This is a genomic window from Acutalibacter sp. 1XD8-33 (assembly GCF_003612555.1).
In the GTDB taxonomy this organism is placed as follows: Bacteria; Bacillota; Clostridia; order Oscillospirales; family Acutalibacteraceae; genus Acutalibacter.
In genome coordinates this window covers 144359-161478 of sequence record NZ_RAZF01000001.1, presented here as the reverse complement: position 1 = coordinate 161478, position 17120 = coordinate 144359, and the positions used below count along the sequence as shown (strand labels likewise).

Genomic DNA, 17120 nt, shown 5'->3' with positions numbered 1-17120 from the left:
CCTGGGTGAAAGAAAACCAGCACCCACCGGTGAAGTGAGCGCTGGCTTCTCAATTTAATATCGCCAAAAGCGCGGGACTATGATTGGCTTATCTTTCTTAGTACATGCCGCCCATGTCGGGAGCGGGAGCGGCGGGAGGCGTGGGCTCCTTAATGTCCGCGACCAGGGACTCGGTGGTCAGGATGGTGGCGGCCACGGAGGAGGCGTTCTCCAGGGCGGAGCGGGTCACCTTGGTGGGATCCACGATGCCGGCCTCAATCATGTCCTGGAATTCGCCGGTGAGGGCGTTGTAGCCATAGCCGGTTTTCTGCTCGGTCTTAAGGCGCTCCACGATCACGGAGCCCTCGATGCCGGCGTTGGCGGCGATCTGGCGCACGGGCTCCTCCAGAGCCTTCAGCACAATGGCCGCGCCGGTCTTTTCGTCACCCTCGGCAGAGTCCACATAGGCCTTTACGGCGGGGATGGCATCGATGAGGGCGGTGCCGCCGCCGGCCACGATGCCCTCTTCCACAGCGGCTTTGGTAGCGGCCAGGGCATCCTCAATGCGCAGCTTCTTCTCCTTCATCTCGATCTCGGTGGCAGCGCCCACCTTGATCACAGCCACGCCGCCGGCCAGTTTGGCCAGGCGCTCCTGGAGCTTCTCCTTGTCGAACTCGCTGCTGGTGGTCTCGATCTGGCTGCGGATCTGGCCAACACGGGCCTTGATGGCCTCGCTGTCCCCGGCGCCGTCCACGATGATGGTGTTCTCCTTGTCCACCTTCACCTGGCGGGCGCGGCCCAGCTGGTCCATAGTGGTGTCCTTCAGATCCAGGCCTACCTCTTCAGAGATCACCTGTCCGCCGGTGAGGGTGGCGATGTCCACCAGCATCTCCTTGCGGCGGTCGCCGAAGCCGGGAGCCTTAACGGCCACGCACACGAAGGTGCCCCGCAGGCGGTTGAGGATCAGGGTGGTGAGGGCCTCACCCTCGATGTCCTCGGCGATAATCAGCAGCTTTTTGCCGCTCTGGACGATCTGCTCCAAGAGGGGCAGGATCTCCTGGATATTAGAGATCTTCTTGTCGGTGATGAGGATATAGGGGTCATCCAGCTCGGCGACCATCTTGTCGGTATCCGTAGCCATGTAGGGGGTGACATAGCCCCGGTCGAACATCATGCCCTCGACCACCTCGCTGTAGGTCTCGGCGGTCTTGCTCTCCTCCACGGTGATAACCCCGTCGGAGGTGACCTTCTCCATGGCGTCGGCGATCAGCTGACCAATCTCGTCGCTGCTGGAGGAGACGGCGGCGACCCGGGCGATATCCTTGGTGCCGCTGACCTTGTTGGAGTTCTTCACGATGGCCTCCACAGCGGCCTCGGTGGCCTTCTGCACGCCCTTGCGCAGAACCATGGGGTTGGCCCCTGCGGTGACGTTCTTCATGCCCTCCCGGACCAGGGCCTGGGCCAGTAGGGTGGCGGTGGTGGTGCCGTCGCCGGCCACGTCGTTGGTCTTGGTGGCGACCTCTTTCACCAGCTGGGCGCCCATGTTCTCATAGGCGTCCTCCAGCTCGATCTCCTTGGCGATGGTCACGCCGTCGTTGGTGATCAGGGGCGCGCCGAACTTCTTATCCAGCACCACGTTGCGGCCCTTGGGGCCCAGAGTGATCTTCACGGTATCGGCCAGCTGGTTCACGCCGCTGAGAAGAGCCTTGCGGGCGTCCTCGCCGTACACAATTTTCTTAGCCATATCGCATCGTTCCTTTCTTTATTTAAGGTCGTGAGGCTCCGCCTCACACTCCGCAAAATTTTTGAAAAAAGTTTGATCAAAAACTTTTCCCCTGCTTCCTCACTTCGTTCGTCGCAGAAATTTTCACGTTTTCGCCTAGCCAGCCAACGTAAAAGTTTCGTCAACCTTTTCAAAGGTTGCAGGGTGTGGGACGGAGTCCCACGGTCTTGCCCTTATACTCCTGAGAAAACAACGCAGGAGGGTAGCATAAACGTCCCGGTGGGACGTTTTGCGTAGGGAACCCTCGTCGGGGGTTCCCTATCTCGACTGCGGAGCAGGCGAGACAAAGCCTCTCGCAGGAGACCCCTATCCCGTTTGTCTTACTCCACCACAGCCAAGATGTCGCTCTGCTTGACGATGGTGTATTCCTGGCCGTCGATCTTCACCTCGGTGCCGCTATACTTGGCGGAGATCACCCGGTCGCCCTCTTTGAGGTACATCTTGATCTCCTTGCCGTCCACCTCGCCGCCGGGGCCCACGGCCACCACGCGGGCGATCTGGGGCTTCTCCTGGCTCTTGGCAGCCAGCACGATGCCACTCTTTGTGGTCTCCTCGGCATCCTCGGTTTGAATCAGGACTCTGTCCAGAAGAGGCTTTACCTTCATATCAAACACCCTGGGCCCATAATTTGTTTGCCGGGCCCTTCCTTTCTCCCCGCGCTTTTCGCCTGCGGGGTGGCGAGAACCGGATAACCGGTAAAATAGAAATACCAGCTTTACCTGCCGGGCTTCCTCCCCGGCGTTTTAGCACTCGCAACTTCCAAGTGCTAAACCTATTCTAATCACATGGTCAGTAAAAGTCAAGAGTCTTTTTGGATTTTTTTGACTTTTAACAATTCCGTCATATTTCCCGGATGTTTTTTTGGCGCACAGCCGAATCCAGGTGGACCCGGAAAGGCTTTCGGCCCGCGCGGAGAGCCTGGCCGCCTTCCCCGCGGGCCGAAAGCCTCCCTCTCTTTCCCAAAGGCCGGGGCGCGACCATATAAATTAAAGAAAAACGCCGGAAAGCCCAAAAGAGGCCGGACCGCGCGGACAAGAAAAAAAGCCTTGCATTTTCCGGCGCTTTGTGCTATGATTATCTCCAGTAAGCCGATGGGTAAGGAGGTGTTACGCTTGCCAAACATCAAATCCGCTAAAAAGCGCGTGAAGGTTATCGCCACAAAGACCCTGCAGAACCGGGCCGCCAATTCCCAGCTGAAAACCCAGATCAAAAAGGCCAACGCCGCCATCGACAGCAATGCCGATAATAAGCTGGCCGAGGTGCGCATCGCCATGAAGAAGATAGATCAGGCTGCCGCCAAGGGTATTATCCACAAGAACAACGCCGCCCACAAAAAGGCCGCTCTGGACAAGAAGCTGAGCGTCGGCGCATAATTTTTTATTCTCGCCGCAGAGGCTTGGAGCCCGGTTTCCTTGGGCGCCGGGCCTTTTTGTTTTTAAAAAATCTCCACGGGCCTGTTGACTTTTTCTGAAAATTTGGGTATTATTTCTTTAGAATTTTCTATCATCTTTCTCACCGGAGGTGTCCATCTATGAAGAAGGGAACCAAGCTCACTCTGTTGATCGGCCTGATCACCGCCATCGCGGCTGTGGCAGCCTCTATAACCGCCCTGATGCTCTATCTGGATCATAAGAAGGACGAAGAGGAACTGGAGCATTATCTGGACTGCTCTATTCAGTAAGCGGGCTACGAACGGGAAACGGTATGCGCCGCCTGCGGGTGGACATGCCGTTTTTTGCATTCATTGTTTCCAAGGAGGATTGAACTATGAAATATATCCATATCGGCGGGGAGCTGAAAGCCCCTGCCATTGCTGTGGGTTGTATGCGCATCACGTCTTTGGAGCATCCGGCCCTGTCCCGGTACATCCACACCGCCCTGGACGGCGGCGCGAATTTTTTTGACCACGCGGATATCTATGGCGGGGGAGCCTGCGAAGAGGCCTTCGGCCGGGTGCTGGCGGAAGAGCCCGGCCTGCGGGACAAGGTGATTATTCAGGGAAAATGCGGCATCCGCAAGGAGATGTATGATTTCTCCAAGGAACACATTCTGGAGAGCGTGGAGGGCATCCTCCGCCGTTTGGGCACCGACCGGCTGGATCTGCTCCTTCTCCACCGCCCCGACGCCCTGATGGAGCCGGAAGAGGTTGCCGCCGCTTTCAACGCCCTGGAGAGCTCCGGCAAGGTGCTACGCTTTGGCGTAAGCAATTTCAGCGCCCGGCAGCTGGAATTCTTGCAGTCCGGCCTCAAGCAGAAGCTGTTGGTAAACCAGCTTCAGTTCGGCCTTATGTGTACCGGGCTGGTCACCCATGCCCTGAGCGCCAACACCCCTTTCCCCGGCGCTGCAGACCGGGACGGAGAGGTTCTGGACTTTTGCCGTCTCCACAGGATTACCGTTCAGGCCTGGTCCCCTTTAATGTACGGCTTTTTTGAAGGCGTCTTTTTGGATAACGAAAAGTGTCCGGAGCTGAACCAGAAGCTCCGGGAGCTTTCGGAAAAATATGGAGCAAGCCCTCAGACTCTGGCCATTGCCTGGATTCTCCGCCATCCCGCGCGGATTCAGGCCATTTGCGGCACTACCAATGTCCAGCGCCTCCAAGACTTCTGCACCGCCTGCGACGTAAACCTTTCCCGCCAGGACTGGTATGCCCTGTATCTGGCCGCCGGAAACAGGCTGCCATAAGGAGACGGTTCCGGCGGCTAGGGATTTCCTCTCACCTGGTCTCGTCTGCCGACTCGGTCAGGTCAAAACGCTCCCCACCCAGGAACTTCCTCGGTTCGGACGGCGCTGGTCTCCATTGGAGACCAGCGCTCTTTTTAAAGGCTGCGAGTGTGTGGCAGTGGATGGACAGCAAAAACAGATTAGCCTCTTGAGAGAAAGATATATAAGAGCATATTCAATACGTATGGAAAATTTCTCTATATATGATTTTCAGATTCCTGCTTGTCATGGAGATGGGAAAATGTTCCTGCCTGCTGGTTATTTGAACATGGCGGTAACCCCTTGTAATGAGGGGGATGAGGAGAAAGCTGCTGATGCGTAAGATTTCAAAAAATAGTTGCTAATTTATTGGGATTTGCTATAATAAAATGTGACAGCGCTTTGGCAGCAGAAAATCAGCATCCCACATACTAGGGCGTGTTCACACAAGTGTTCGCACGCCCTAGGCGCGGTGTGCAGCCCTTCATAACATAATCTGACACAAGGAGAGAACAATGGAAAACCACGAAGCACAAGAAACGTATGAAGCCAACAGAGACGGCAAAAAGGATGGCCTCAAAAAGTCGGTGAAAACCGGCATTACCTTTGGCAGCGCCCTGGCCATGGTGATCAGCTATTGTAACTGGCACTCTGTGGGCTGGGCAATTTTCCACGGCCTTCTGAGCTGGGTATACGTGGTCTATTACATAATCAAGTCCTGAGAAGTCATACCAGCGAAGGAGGACGCCATGAGAATTGAACCGGCAAATATCGGGGACCTGGAGACCGTGGGGAGGCTCTATGAGGAGCTCTATGCCCGTATGGCCGCTTTGCAGCCGGAGAATTTCCGGCCCGCCTCCCAGAGCCCAGACTTTCTCCGCGCCATGCTGGACAGCCCGGAGGGGGACATCCTGGTGGCCAGGGAGCCCTCCGGAGAGGTGCTGGGCTTCGCCCTGGTGCGCTGCCAGAACACCCCGGAATACCCCTGTTTCCGCCCCCGCCGTTATACCTGCCTGATGGACCTTGTAGTCACCGAGAGCCGCCGGGGCCAGGGTGTGGGCAAGGCCCTGCTAGACGCCGTGGAGCACTGGGCCAGGGACCGGGGGTCAGAGTTTATCGAGCTGGGGGTGCTCAGCGAGAATCTTCCGGCCATTGGCCTGTATGAGAGCCGGGGCTTCCAGGAGCGGAGAAAGGTCATGGAACGAAACCTGTAATAGAGAAAGGAACAGAAAATGGCACTAGACGGGGCGTTTTTGCGCCATATCAAAAAGGAATTGGAGAATCAGCTCCTGGGGGCCAGGGTGGACAAAATCCACCAGCCCAACCGGGAGGAACTGGTGGTGGCTTTCCGGGGGTACGACACCGCCGGAAAGGTGCTGTTCTCCGCCCGGGCCAACAGCGCCCGGGTCCACCTGACCGCCATCCCCCTGGAAAATCCCAAGCAGCCCCCCATGCTCTGCATGCTGCTGCGCAAGAAACTCCAGGGAGCCCGGCTCACCGCCATCCGCCAGCCGGAGCTGGAACGGGTGCTGCACTTTGACTTCGACTCCATCGACGAGCTGGGGGACCACGTGACCCTCACCCTCACCATGGAGATCATGGGCCGGTACAGCAACCTGATCTTCACCGGCCCGGACGGAAAGATCATCGATGCCCTGAAGCGGGTGGACGCGGAGATGAGCTCCCAGCGGCTGGTGCTGCCCGGGCTCACCTACCGCCTGCCGCCCCCCCAGGACAAGCTCTGTATGCTCACAGCCTCCTCCCAGCAGGTGCTGGAGGCCCTTCGGGCCCTGCCCCGGGACCTGGAGCTCTCCAAGGGACTTTTGGCGGTTTTGCAGGGGGCGTCCCCGGTAGTATGCCGGGAACTGGCCCACCAGGCGGGTCGGGGCCGGGAGCTCACCACCATGACTCTGGGAGAGGAGGAGGCCTTCCGGCTGGGCTTCTTCTACCAGAAGCTGCGGGAAACGGTGTTGGACGTGTCCGGCACACCCCACATGGCGGTGAATCTGCAAAAGAAGCCCATGGACTTCTCTTTCGTGGACATCCGGCAGTACGGCACCTCGGCGGTGGTCCGTCAGGGGGAGAGCTTCTCCCAGCTGCTGGACGATTTCTACCGGGAGCGGGACCAGCTGGAGCGGATGCGGGTGCGGGAGCAGGACCTGCTGCGGCTACTCTCCAATCACTCGGAGCGGCTAGCCCGGAAGATCAGCGCCCAGCGGGGGGAGCTGGACCAGTGCGCCCAGCGGGAGACCCTGCGGGTGGCCGGGGACCTTCTCAGCGCCAACCTCTACAATCTGGAGAAGGGGGCCGAGAGCGCCGACCTGCCCAATTTCTACGAGGAGGGCCAGCCCTTGTGCCACATCAAGCTGGACCCGGCCCTCACCCCCAACCAGAACGCCCAGAAGTACTACAAGGAGTACCGCAAGGCCAAGACCGCCGAGGAGAAGCTCACGGAGCAGATCGAGCTGGCGGGGAAGGAGCTGGTCTATCTGGACTCGGTGCTGGACGCCCTGGCACGGGCCCAGACGGAGCGGGATCTGGCGGAGATCCGGGCGGAGCTGCGGGAGCAGGGCTATGTGCGGGCCAGGGGAAAAAAGGAGAAGCCCCCGGCGGTGAGCGAGCCCCTGCGCTTTACCACCTCCGACGGCTTCACAGTGCTGGTAGGCCGGAACAACCGCCAGAACGACCGGCTGACCATGAAGCTGGCCAACAACAACGACATCTGGTTCCACACGAAGAACATCCCCGGCTCCCATACGGTGCTGGTGACCGAGGGCCGGGAGCCCACGGCCCAGGCCATGGAGGAGGCGGCGGTGCTGGCGGCCCGGCACAGCAAGGCCAAGGACTCCGCCCAGGTGCCGGTGGACTACACCCAGGTGCGCCATGTGAGCAAGCCCCAGGGCGCCCGGCCCGGTATGGTGATCTACGTGAACTATAAGACCGTTTTTGTGAATCCCAGCCAAGGCGGATCATGACGGTCTTTAGAATGAATGTATACTTTTTAAGAGTGTGTTTTGGCCAGATGGACCGGCTAAGGCTATCCAGGTTAAAAGTTTCGTCCACCTTTTCAAAGGTGGTGGGGTTTTCAGGGGTGAAACCCCTGAACCGCCGGAGCCGCCGATCTGTGGCGGCGGAGGCCACACAGTATTACTTTCAAAAGCTATACATAAAAATTGCAGTTTCTTTTTTCGCCCGGTTGGTGTATAATAAAAGAAACAGCAATTCTAAGAAAAGAAGGTGGGGGCTTGGCAAGGCGCAGGCGAAAACAATATTCTATCGGCAATGGAAGCCGGGGCCAGCTGGGTCTGGGCCGCCGGAGCATGTTTGTCTCTCAAGAAAAGCAGGCCCAGCATCAGGCTGCCCGACGGTTGAAAATCTGGTCCAGACTGGTAGCCGCGGCGGTTATTCTGGGCGTCTCCGTTATTGCCGGGCTTCTTGTTTGGTTTGGGTTGGTCCCCTATTTCCATCAGGAACTGATTACCCCAGTGGAAGCAGCTGGCCAGCCGGACGAGGCGGAGCCGCTTCCCGAGTATGACGACATGGGCCTACCTGTTTACGATGACGCGGTGAGCCTGTTTTTAATCAACGAGATCTTTCCCAATCCAACCTACCAGCCCAAATTAGCCCAGATGGAGAATATCCAGGTGGACTCCCGGATTACCGACGCTCTGCGCCAGCTTACCTCCGCCGCAAAAGAGGACGACCTGGTGCTGTTTTTTACCGATGGCTATGTCTCTTTTGAGGATCAAGAGCAGCGCTTTCAGGCAAAAGTGCAGGAGCTGCTGGACGAGGGCAACACCAGCAAGGTGATGGCTAAGACAGACGCTAGGGCCCAAGCCCCCCGGGCGGGGGAGAGTGATTTTCAGACAGGGCTCTGTCTGCGGCTGGCGGCGGACAGCGAAACCTTTGCCCAGTCCAAAACCTACACCTGGCTCAAGACCAATATGGGCCGCTATGGCTTTGTGTTCCGGTATCCGGAGGACAAAGAGGACTATACGAATATGAAAGCTGATCCCACAGTGCTGCGGTATGTGGGAGGAAAGAATGCCGCCGCCATGCAGCAGCTCTCCATGTGCCTGGAAGAGTATGTGAGCTATCTGGAGGATTAGAATTTGATTTAGGATGCGGGCCGGTTACGCCGGCTCCGCCGGCCGCACCGGCACTCCTCGCCCAGCCAGATACGTTTTCAGCTGGGGGATGCTCATCTGCCCGAAATGGAACAGGGAGGCAGCCAGAACCGCGTCCGCTTTTCCGGCGGTAAAAGCGTCATAGAAATGGCCCAGTTCTCCCGCGCCTCCGGAAGCAATCACCGGAATGCTTACCGCTTCTGAAACCGCCCGGGTCAGCTCCAGGTCATAGCCGGTTTGAACGCCGTCCCGGTCCATGCTGGTCAGCAGGATTTCCCCCGCGCCCAGTGCCTGGACCTCCCGGGCCCATTCCACCGCGTCTTTGCCGGTGTCCACCCTACCGCCGTTCAGATAGAGAGTCCATCCTCCTTCTGGACGGCGCTTTGCGTCCATGGCCACCACTACGCACTGGCTGCCGAATTTCTCTGCGGCTTCTTGAATCAGCTGGGGCCGCCGGAGGGCCGCTGAGTTTATGGACACCTTGTCCGCTCCGGCCCGAAGAATGGCGGTAAAGTCGTCCACCGTTCGAATGCCGCCTCCCACCGTAAAGGGGATAAAAATGCTGTTGGCAACCCCCTCCACCACCTGGGTTAAGATTCCCCGGCTGTCGGCGGAGGCGTTGATGTCCAGCAGTACTAGCTCGTCCGCGCCCTGGCGGTCATATTCTTTGGCGGCCTCCACAGGGTCCCCCGCATCCCGCAGGCCCACGAAATTGGTGCCCTTTACCACCCTGCCGTCTTTGATGTCCAGACAGGGAATGATCCGTTTTGCGTACATATTGCGCTCTCCCTTCGCAGATTTTAGTTAGGACGTGTTCATATAAAGCTAACGCACACGCCTTTTCGGCAAATTTTACAGGCTTCTATGTTAAAAATCCTCGAAAACCGACAGACAGGTTTTCTTGCGGTTTTCGCCTTGAATCCTGCAAAATTTTTGCTCGAAAATCCGCGTACCAATCTTATGGAAACACGCCCTAGATTTTGCCCGCGCGGCATTCCATTGGCAGGGGCCCTCACTTTTGGGCGGCAAAATTGCGTAGGATTTGCAAACCTGTTTCTCCACTTTTTTCCGGGTGGAACTGGCAGGCCCACAGGTTCCCGTACTCTACCGCCGCATGAATGGTGGCTCCATATTGGGCTGTGGCGGCAACCACGCTGCCCTCCGCCTGTAAATAATAAGAGTGGACGAAATAAAGGTAGGGTTCTGGAGGAAGGTTCGAAAGAAGTTTTCCAAGACGGGTGATCTCCAGGGAGTTCCAGCCGATGTGGGGGATCTTCAGCCCGGAATCTTCCGGCAGGCGCAGAATTTTTCCCCGCAGCAGTCCCAAGCCCGCTACGCCGGGGGATTCCTCGCTGGTATCAAACAACACCTGCAGGCCCAGGCAGATTCCCAAAAAAGGGCGGCCGGAGGCCACAAAGTCCCCAATGGCCGGTTCCAGCCTTCGGGATCGAAGAGCGGACATTGCCTCCCCAAAGGCTCCCACGCCTGGCAAAATTGCGCTTTGGGCTTCTGCCAGCCGCTGGGGGTCGCTGGTCACCAGGCAGTCGCAGCCAATATGACGCAGGGCCTTTTCCACGCTCTGCAGGTTCCCCGCGCCGTAGTCAATGATTGCAATCATGCGATTCACCTCGCTGCTATAATAAAGTAAAGTATACTATAAGAAAGAGAGCTTGTCAAGACCAGGATTTCAGAGGGAGTGACTGAATTTGGAGTTGACAGATCTTCTGGAAAGTGCTATAATAAACAAGCTGTCCAACCAAAGACAGCAGGTACGGCGCGGTTTCGCGCCGGTAAACGGATATCCGGCCTGCCGAGGGAAGATAAGCGTATGGAACAGGAGGTCCGCCTCCGGTTGACAGATTAAATTCCAGCGCTTTTCCCGCCTTTCCGCCGGGAGGGGCGCTTTTGTTTTGGACGAACCACATGTGACGGAGGTGAAACAAATTGCCCAGCGAGAAAATTCTGGAGCAGAAGAAGCAGCAGGTTTCTGAACTCTGCGAGGCTTTCAAAGCCGCCAATGTAGGCGTGCTGGTAAATTACAGCGGCATTTCCGTGGAAAAGGACACTAAGCTGCGTAAGCAGCTGCGGGAGGCTGGCTGCGAGTACAAGGTTGTGAAGAACACCCTGCTTTCCCGTGCGTTCAAAGAAGCGGGGATTGACGGCCTGGACCAGTACCTGAGCGGCTCAACTGCCATTGCCTACAGCGACAAGGGATACACCGAGGCCCCGAAGATCTTTGCCGACTATGTAAAGGCCAATCCCAACACTGATTTTGCCGTGAAAGCCGGCTTTATTGACGGCGGCGCGGTAGACGCGGCCAGCATTGAGCGGCTGGCAAAGCTGCCCCCCAAGGAGGTTTTGGTGGCCCAGGTCCTTGGCGGCTTGAATGGCCCCATCCAGGGCTTTGCCAATGTGTGCAGCGGTGTGATGCGCGGTTTGGTCATTGCGCTGAACGCCATTGCCGAGAAGCAGTCCGCATAAGGAATGGAACTGCCTTGCAGGCGAGCTGTGTTTGTGTGCCTGCGTAAGAAATACTTGAGCAAAGACAATTATAATGATTTGGAGGAAATTATCATGTCTGAGAAAGTAACCAACCTGATTGAAGAAGTAAAGGCCCTTACCGTTTTGGAGCTCTCCGAGCTGGTTAAGGCTCTGGAAGAGGAATTCGGCGTATCCGCTGCCGCTCCCGCCGCCGTTGCCGTTGCCGCTCCCGTTGCCGGCGATGCTCCTGCCGCCGAGGAAAAGACGGAATTTGACGTGATCCTGAAGTCCGCCGGCGCCAATAAGATCAATGTGATCAAGGTTGTGAAGGAAGCCACTGGCCTGGGCCTGAAGGAAGCAAAGGCTCTGGTTGACGGAGCTCCCAAGGCTGTAAAGGAAGGCATCTCCAAGGACGATGCCGAGGCTCTGAAGGCCAAGCTGGATGAGGCTGGCGCTGAGGTTGAGCTGAAGTAAGTTTTGCAAAGAACTGGGACAGGCAGGTGCGTGGCGCTTGCCTGTCCTTTCTATATTTTATAATGTTTATTCGATTTTCGCAAAATTGTGAACAAAGTGTTAATATTTTGAAATACGCTTGCAATTTCTCGCAATCCATGATAAAATGTAACCAATTTGTAACACTTGTGATTAAAATGTAATTTTCGATAGACATAATTCATCGTCCGTAGGACGTTGGGAGGCCAAGATGGTTCGGAAAGGTTTGGGAAAGTTTCTTACATTTCTGTTGGTGCTTGTGGTTACTTTAGGCGTGGTGGCGGTATTGAGCGCGGCCAGCCATGTAAGCCCAGAAGCTGCTGCGGATCGGTATCTTCGACAGGTACGGGATCAAGAAGAGGAAACGGCAGAGCTTTCAGCCCCGGCGGAGGGTTGTCCTGAAATCTCCTTTGTAGCCAGTTCCATAGGATTTCTTGCAATGTTAGTTATTCCGGTGGCGGGGTTTTTGGCTTTTGCCAGATCCAAGCGTGCGGGGTGTGACAATAAAAAGAGCCGCCAGAGCTATCGACCTAGAAAAAATATGAGCCTGCAAGGAACTTTTGGCCATAAATATTGAGTATAAGGGTTTTCGTCCTTTCATATTTTACCTCGAATTGAGCCGGCATTTATTGCCGGCTCAATTTTTTGCCCAGAACGGCGCTACTGGCGGAATTTTGTTTTGAGTAATAGAAGGCCTCCGGCACACCGCGCCAAGCGAGGCGAAAGGAGCAGGCTGGGTTTCGCGGTGTGTCATGAGTTTTGCTTCGCAAAACTCTGCCAAGCTGGGTGCGGGCGCTCTCAGCTTGCTAGAGGGTTATCGTTTTTGAAAGTCATACGGAGTGGCCTCCGGGCCAAAGGGCGTACTCTCGCCTGCCGGCTCGGTCGGTTCGCGGCTTGTGTGCCACAGGCACACGCTCACCCCTACGGCAAGATCGTGGGGTTTCGGTCTCACCTGCCGGTTCGGTCGGTGCTTGACGGTCCCCACAGGGGACCAGCACCCCCACACGACGACCAGGTGTAAACTTGGCCTTGCCAAGTTTTGACCAGCTGGACCGGCCGATGTGTCTGGCTTTATCGCAATCAGCTAACCAAGGTAAAAGTTTTTGAGACTTACCGAAGGTAACGTCTTAAACTTCTTTTCAAAAAGTTTGGAGGCGTGGAGGGGCGGAACCCCTCCCCGCCGGAGGCCTCCTACTACTTCAAAAAAGCACTCGCACTGCCCCTCAAATTTCTCCCTTGACAAATCCCGCGTTTTTTCGTATAGTATGTATATTGCGTTTGCATCTGTAAAAAGGCCGCGCTTTCAGGAGGTCCGCGGCCATAAAAGCGGTTCGGTTACGCTGCTCCGGCCATCCCTTATTGGGAGGACCTAAAATCCTTTGCGGGAGGCAGCGGGCCCTATTCCGGACCGGGTTATGTTGTGAATAACGAAAGACACGCAACCTAATTTTATCATCCACCAGAAGCATTTTTTGGCCAGAGGCGTATTTTCTCCTTGCCAGCGCTTGCTTTGGTGGCCGCAAAGGAGACGCACAGAAATGAACACAAGGGAAAGCTCTATCATCTCCATGAAAGACATTGCCGTGTCTTATGATGGCGAGCAGGTCTTGTCCGGATTTAACCTGGACATCCACGACGGGGAGTTTGTTACTCTTCTGGGCCCTTCGGGCTGTGGAAAAACTACCGTGCTCAGAACCATCGGAGGCTTTATCAAGCCGGACGGGGGCGAGGTCTTTTTTTATGGAAAAAACATCACCGCCCTGCCCCCTCATAAGCGGGAGGTGAACACCATCTTCCAGAAGTACGCCCTGTTCCCCCACCTGAACGTGTACGACAACATTGCCTTCGGGATGCGCCTGAAGGGGAAGAAGGAGTCCGAGGTGAAGCGCACGGTCCACGAGATGCTCAGCATGGTGAACCTCACCGGCTACGCCCACCGGGGTGTGGGACAACTCTCCGGCGGGCAGCAGCAGCGGGTGGCGATGGCCCGGGCCCTGGCAAACGAGCCCAAGGTGCTGCTGCTGGACGAGCCCCTCTCCGCCCTGGACCTGAAGCTGCGCAAGGACATGCAGGTAGAGCTGAAAAAGCTCCAGCAGCAGACCGGAATCACCTTCGTGTTCGTCACCCACGACCAGGAGGAGGCCCTGTCCATGTCAGACCGGGTGGTGGTGATGGATGGGGGCGTAATTCAGCAGATCGGCTCTCCCACAGACATCTACAACGAGCCCCGGAACGCCTTTGTGGCGGACTTTATTGGCGAATCCAATATTCTGGATGGCGTGATGGTGAAGGACTACGAGGTGAAGTTCGCCGGGCACGTGTTCCAGTGCCTGGACAAGGGCTTCGGACAGAACAGCCCCGTGGACGTGGTGATTCGCCCAGAGGATATTGATGTGGTGGAAGCGGACTCTACCCACATCACCGGCCAGGTGACCAACGTCACCTTCAAGGGGGTCCACTACGAGATCATCGTGGACGTGGCGGGCTTCAAGTGGATGATCCAGTCCACAGACTACCGGGAGGTAGGGGACCGGATCGGCCTTTCCCTAACCCCGGATGACATCCACGTTATGGCGAAATCGGAGTACTCCGGCATGTTCGGCGACTACAGCACCTTCTCCGACGAGATGGAAGAGGACATGGCCGCCAGCGAAGAGGCAGAGGAGGTCACCGATGAAAACGAATTCTAAGCTCCTTTCCGCGCCCTATACGGTGTGGATGACGGTATTTATCGTGCTGCCAATGCTTCTGGTGGCCTGGTTCGCCTTTACGGACAAGTCCGGGACCTTTACTCTAGAGAATATCCTCAGCGTGGGGCAGTATTCCAATGTGTTTCTCCGGTCCATCTGGCTGGGGGCGGTGGCCACGGCAGTCTCCCTGGTGTTGGGCTACCCCCTGGCCTACAGCATCTCCAAGCTCCCGGCCAAGCGCCAGAGCGTGATGGTCATGCTGGTGATGCTGCCCATGTGGATGAACTTCCTTCTGCGCACCTATGCCTGGATGACCCTTCTGGAGGACAACGGCCTGATCAATGCCGCCCTCTCCGCCCTGGGCCTGCCTCGGGTCCATATGATCAACACCGCCGGGGCCGTGGTGCTGGGCATGGTGTACAACTACATCCCCTACATGATTTTGCCTCTCTATTCGGTGCTGACGAAAATCGACCAGAGCGTGATTGAAGCCGCCCAGGATCTGGGAGCCGACGGCAGAAAGGTCTTTCTCAAGGTGGTAGTGCCCATGAGCATGCCCGGGGTGATCTCCGGGGTGACCATGGTGTTCGTGCCCGCGGTGAGCACCTTCATTATCTCCAAGATGCTGGGCGGCGGCGGGAATCTGCTCATCGGGGACCTGATCGACATGCAGTTCCTGGGCAGCGCCTACAACCCCAACCTGGGCTCCGCCATCTCCCTGGTGCTGATGGTGATCATCCTGATCTGCATGGGAATTATGAACCAGTTTGACGACGGGGAAACAAACGCGGGAGGAGGGATGCTGCTGTGACCAAGGCAATCGGACGCGTCTACACCTTTTTGATTTTTCTTTTTCTCTATGCACCCATTCTGGTGCTCATCGTGTTTTCCTTCAACGACACGGAGACCTCCAGCCGCACCGTATGGAGCGGATTTTCTCTGAAATGGTATGAAAAGCTCTTTGAGGACCGGTTGATTCTGGAGGCCCTACGAAACACCCTGCTGATTGCTGTGGCCGCGGCGGTGGTGTCCACCGTGCTGGGCACTGTGGCGGCTATTGGCATTAGCTCTATGAAGCGCCTTCCTAAGCGCATTATGATGAACATCACCAATTTCCCTATGGTGAACCCGGAGATCGTCACCGGCGTGTCCATGATGCTGCTCTTTGTGTTCGCGGTGGGGCTCTTCGGAGGGCGTAGCCTGGGCATGACTTCCATTATCGCGGCCCACATCACCTTTTGCCTGCCCTATGTGATCCTCTCCGTGCTGCCAAAGCTGCGGCAGATGGACCCAGCCCTCTATGAGGCCGCCCAGGACCTGGGTTGTCCTCCGGTCAAGGCCTTCTTCAAGGTGGTGCTCCCGGAGATTATGCCGGGCATCGTCACCGGGATGATCATGGCCTTCACCCTGTCCATCGACGACTTTGTCATCAGCTACTTCACCAGCGGCACCACCCAGACCCTGCCCATCTACATCTACTCCATGACCCGCAAGCGGGTGAGCCCGGAGATCAACGCCCTGTCCACGGTGCTGTTCGCGGCGGTGATGGCTCTGCTCATTGTGGTGAACGTGCGCACGGCCAAGGTGAACCGGCAGATTCAGGAAATGGAGGAGAACGGATGATGAGACGGCTGGTTTCTGTTTTTCTGGCCTGCCTGGGGGCGCTGCTGCTTCCGGTGGGAGCCCTTGCTCAAGATGGCGGGGCCGCCCCAGACCGGGGGGTGACCATCAATGTGTACAACTGGGGGGAGTACATCGCCAACGGCACGGACGGAAGCATGGACGTGAACGCGGAGTTCACCCGGCGCACGGGAATCCGGGTGAACTATACCACCTTCGACAGCAACGAGTCCCTCTACTCCAAGCTGGCCGGAGGGGGCGCGGACTACGACGTGATCTTCCCCTCCGACTACATGGTGTCCAAGCTCATTGACGAGGACATGCTGGCGCAGCTGGATTTCGGGAATATCCCCAATTTCCAGTATGTGGACCAGCAGTTCCGGAACCCGGACTACGACCCGGACAACCGGTACTCCGTGCCCTACACCTGGGGGGTGGTGGGGGTGTTCTACAACACGGACCACATCCAGGAGGTCACCAGCTGGGAGAGCCTGTGGGACGACGAGTACGCGGGGAAGATCCTCATGTTCGACAACCCCCGGGACAGCTTCGCCATCGCCCAGTTCCTGCTGGGCCAGAACGTGAACACCATCGACCCGGAGGACTGGCAGGCCGCAGCGGAGCTTCTGAAGCAGCAGCGCCCCATTCTCCAGGGGTACGTGATGGACCAGATCTTCGACAAGATGGAGAATGGCGAGGCCTGGATCGCCCCCTATTACGCCGGGGACGCGGCGATCCTGGTGGACAACTCGGAGAACATCTCCTTCGCGGTGCCGGAGGAGGGGACCAACTTCTTTGTGGACGCAGCCTGCGTCCCCAGGACCAGCGACCATCAGGCGGAGGCGGAGGAGTACATTAACTTCCTCTGCGACCCGGAGATTGCCGGGGCCAATATGGACTACGTGGGCTATTCCACCCCGGAGACCGCCGCCAAGGAGTACATCGACCCGGAGGTGGCAAAGAGCCCGCTGCACTACCCCAGCCAGGAGACGCTGTCCCGCACCCAGGTCTTTGTGAACCTGCCGGGGGAGACTGCCCAGCTGGTGGACAGCCTCTGGGCCGAGGTGAAGATGGGCGGTCCTGGGGAGTCGGCGGTGCTGGTGGCTATCATCTTGGGCTTTCTGGGGGTGTATATCGCCATCATTGTCTATAAGCGTCGCAAGCGGAAGAGAGAGCTGGCGTAACTTTGGCACCATTTGCAACATAATATAGTAAACGCGCTTGAAATAGAGATAAAGTACCTCTTTT

General features: G+C 57.2%; 19 protein-coding genes and 1 other annotated feature. Of the genes, 15 read left to right on the top strand and 4 right to left on the bottom strand.

Going from position 1 to position 17120, the window contains the following annotated elements; translation table 11 throughout:
* Window positions 1–97: 97 nt before the first annotated feature.
* On the bottom strand, window positions 98–1723 hold the full coding sequence (gene groL, locus D7X94_RS00865) for a chaperonin GroEL (RefSeq protein ID WP_120425796.1): 1626 nt from the start codon (window positions 1721–1723) through the stop codon (window positions 98–100).
* Between the two features lie 359 nt (window positions 1724–2082).
* Window positions 2083–2367: a co-chaperone GroES gene (locus D7X94_RS00860; RefSeq protein ID WP_120426006.1), complete on the bottom strand. Its 285-nt coding sequence runs from the start codon at window positions 2365–2367 to the stop codon at window positions 2083–2085.
* Window positions 2368–2874: 507 nt separating this feature from the next.
* Between D7X94_RS00860 and rpsT the strand changes: the two genes are divergently transcribed.
* The 8 genes from rpsT to D7X94_RS00820 all read left to right on the top strand — a co-directional run bounded on the left by rpsT (window position 2875) and on the right by D7X94_RS00820 (window position 8571).
* Window positions 2875–3135 carry a 30S ribosomal protein S20 gene (gene rpsT / locus D7X94_RS00850; RefSeq protein ID WP_120425794.1) on the top strand — a complete coding sequence of 87 codons (261 nt, stop codon included), beginning with the start codon at window positions 2875–2877 and terminating at the stop codon, window positions 3133–3135.
* A 158-nt stretch (window positions 3136–3293) separates the two neighbouring features.
* Window positions 3294–3443, top strand: coding sequence for a hypothetical protein (locus D7X94_RS18700; RefSeq protein WP_199714973.1), 150 nt, complete (start codon window positions 3294–3296; stop codon window positions 3441–3443).
* Between the two features lie 86 nt (window positions 3444–3529).
* Window positions 3530–4444 (top strand): aldo/keto reductase, encoded by a 915-nt coding sequence (locus D7X94_RS00845; protein WP_120425793.1) that lies wholly within the window; start codon window positions 3530–3532, stop codon window positions 4442–4444.
* A 151-nt stretch (window positions 4445–4595) separates the two neighbouring features.
* Window positions 4596–4805: a hypothetical protein gene (locus D7X94_RS00840; protein ID WP_120425792.1), complete on the top strand. Its 210-nt coding sequence runs from the start codon at window positions 4596–4598 to the stop codon at window positions 4803–4805.
* Window positions 4806–4977: 172 nt separating this feature from the next.
* A complete protein-coding gene (locus tag D7X94_RS00835; protein ID WP_120425791.1) occupies window positions 4978–5184 on the top strand; it encodes a hypothetical protein in 207 nt (68 codons plus the stop codon).
* A 27-nt stretch (window positions 5185–5211) separates the two neighbouring features.
* Window positions 5212–5676 carry a GNAT family N-acetyltransferase gene (locus tag D7X94_RS00830; protein ID WP_120425790.1) on the top strand — a complete coding sequence of 155 codons (465 nt, stop codon included), beginning with the start codon at window positions 5212–5214 and terminating at the stop codon, window positions 5674–5676.
* An 18-nt stretch (window positions 5677–5694) separates the two neighbouring features.
* Complete coding sequence (locus D7X94_RS00825) at window positions 5695–7437, top strand: Rqc2 family fibronectin-binding protein (RefSeq protein ID WP_120425789.1); 1743 nt, start codon at window positions 5695–5697, stop codon at window positions 7435–7437.
* 270 nt (window positions 7438–7707) lie between these two features.
* Entirely contained in the window at window positions 7708–8571 is an 864-nt protein-coding gene (locus D7X94_RS00820; RefSeq protein ID WP_120425788.1) for a M15 family metallopeptidase, read from the top strand.
* A gap of 24 nt (window positions 8572–8595) precedes the next feature.
* Here the strand turns inward: D7X94_RS00820 and hisF are convergent, their stop codons facing one another.
* On the bottom strand, window positions 8596–9366 hold the full coding sequence (gene hisF, locus D7X94_RS00815) for an imidazole glycerol phosphate synthase subunit HisF (RefSeq protein ID WP_120425787.1): 771 nt from the start codon (window positions 9364–9366) through the stop codon (window positions 8596–8598).
* 235 nt (window positions 9367–9601) lie between these two features.
* Entirely contained in the window at window positions 9602–10207 is a 606-nt protein-coding gene (hisH, locus tag D7X94_RS00810) for an imidazole glycerol phosphate synthase subunit HisH (protein ID WP_120425786.1), read from the bottom strand.
* 120 nt (window positions 10208–10327) lie between these two features.
* Window positions 10328–10507 (top strand) — a sequence feature (ribosomal protein L10 leader region).
* A gap of 26 nt (window positions 10508–10533) precedes the next feature.
* On the opposite strand from hisH, the gene rplJ reads away from it, so the two are divergent.
* From rplJ to D7X94_RS00775, 7 genes are all read left to right on the top strand, one after another.
* The gene (gene rplJ / locus D7X94_RS00805; protein ID WP_120425785.1) at window positions 10534–11070 is read left to right on the top strand and encodes a 50S ribosomal protein L10; all 537 of its coding nucleotides are present in this window, start codon (window positions 10534–10536) and stop codon (window positions 11068–11070) included.
* Window positions 11071–11160: 90 nt separating this feature from the next.
* Window positions 11161–11544, top strand: coding sequence for a 50S ribosomal protein L7/L12 (gene rplL / locus D7X94_RS00800; protein ID WP_442857874.1), 384 nt, complete (start codon window positions 11161–11163; stop codon window positions 11542–11544).
* Window positions 11545–11773: 229 nt separating this feature from the next.
* Window positions 11774–12139 carry a hypothetical protein gene (locus tag D7X94_RS00795; RefSeq protein WP_120425784.1) on the top strand — a complete coding sequence of 122 codons (366 nt, stop codon included), beginning with the start codon at window positions 11774–11776 and terminating at the stop codon, window positions 12137–12139.
* 961 nt (window positions 12140–13100) lie between these two features.
* The gene (gene potA / locus D7X94_RS00790) at window positions 13101–14252 is read left to right on the top strand and encodes a spermidine/putrescine ABC transporter ATP-binding protein (protein ID WP_120425783.1); all 1152 of its coding nucleotides are present in this window, start codon (window positions 13101–13103) and stop codon (window positions 14250–14252) included.
* Complete coding sequence (locus tag D7X94_RS00785; protein ID WP_120425782.1) at window positions 14236–15063, top strand: ABC transporter permease; 828 nt, start codon at window positions 14236–14238, stop codon at window positions 15061–15063. The genes potA and D7X94_RS00785 overlap by 17 nt, the downstream gene beginning before the upstream one ends.
* Window positions 15060–15875 (top strand): ABC transporter permease, encoded by an 816-nt coding sequence (locus tag D7X94_RS00780; protein WP_120425781.1) that lies wholly within the window; start codon window positions 15060–15062, stop codon window positions 15873–15875. The genes D7X94_RS00785 and D7X94_RS00780 overlap by 4 nt, the downstream gene beginning before the upstream one ends.
* Window positions 15872–17056 carry an ABC transporter substrate-binding protein gene (locus tag D7X94_RS00775; protein WP_120425780.1) on the top strand — a complete coding sequence of 395 codons (1185 nt, stop codon included), beginning with the start codon at window positions 15872–15874 and terminating at the stop codon, window positions 17054–17056. The genes D7X94_RS00780 and D7X94_RS00775 overlap by 4 nt, the downstream gene beginning before the upstream one ends.
* The last annotated feature ends 64 nt before the right edge of the window (window positions 17057–17120 follow it).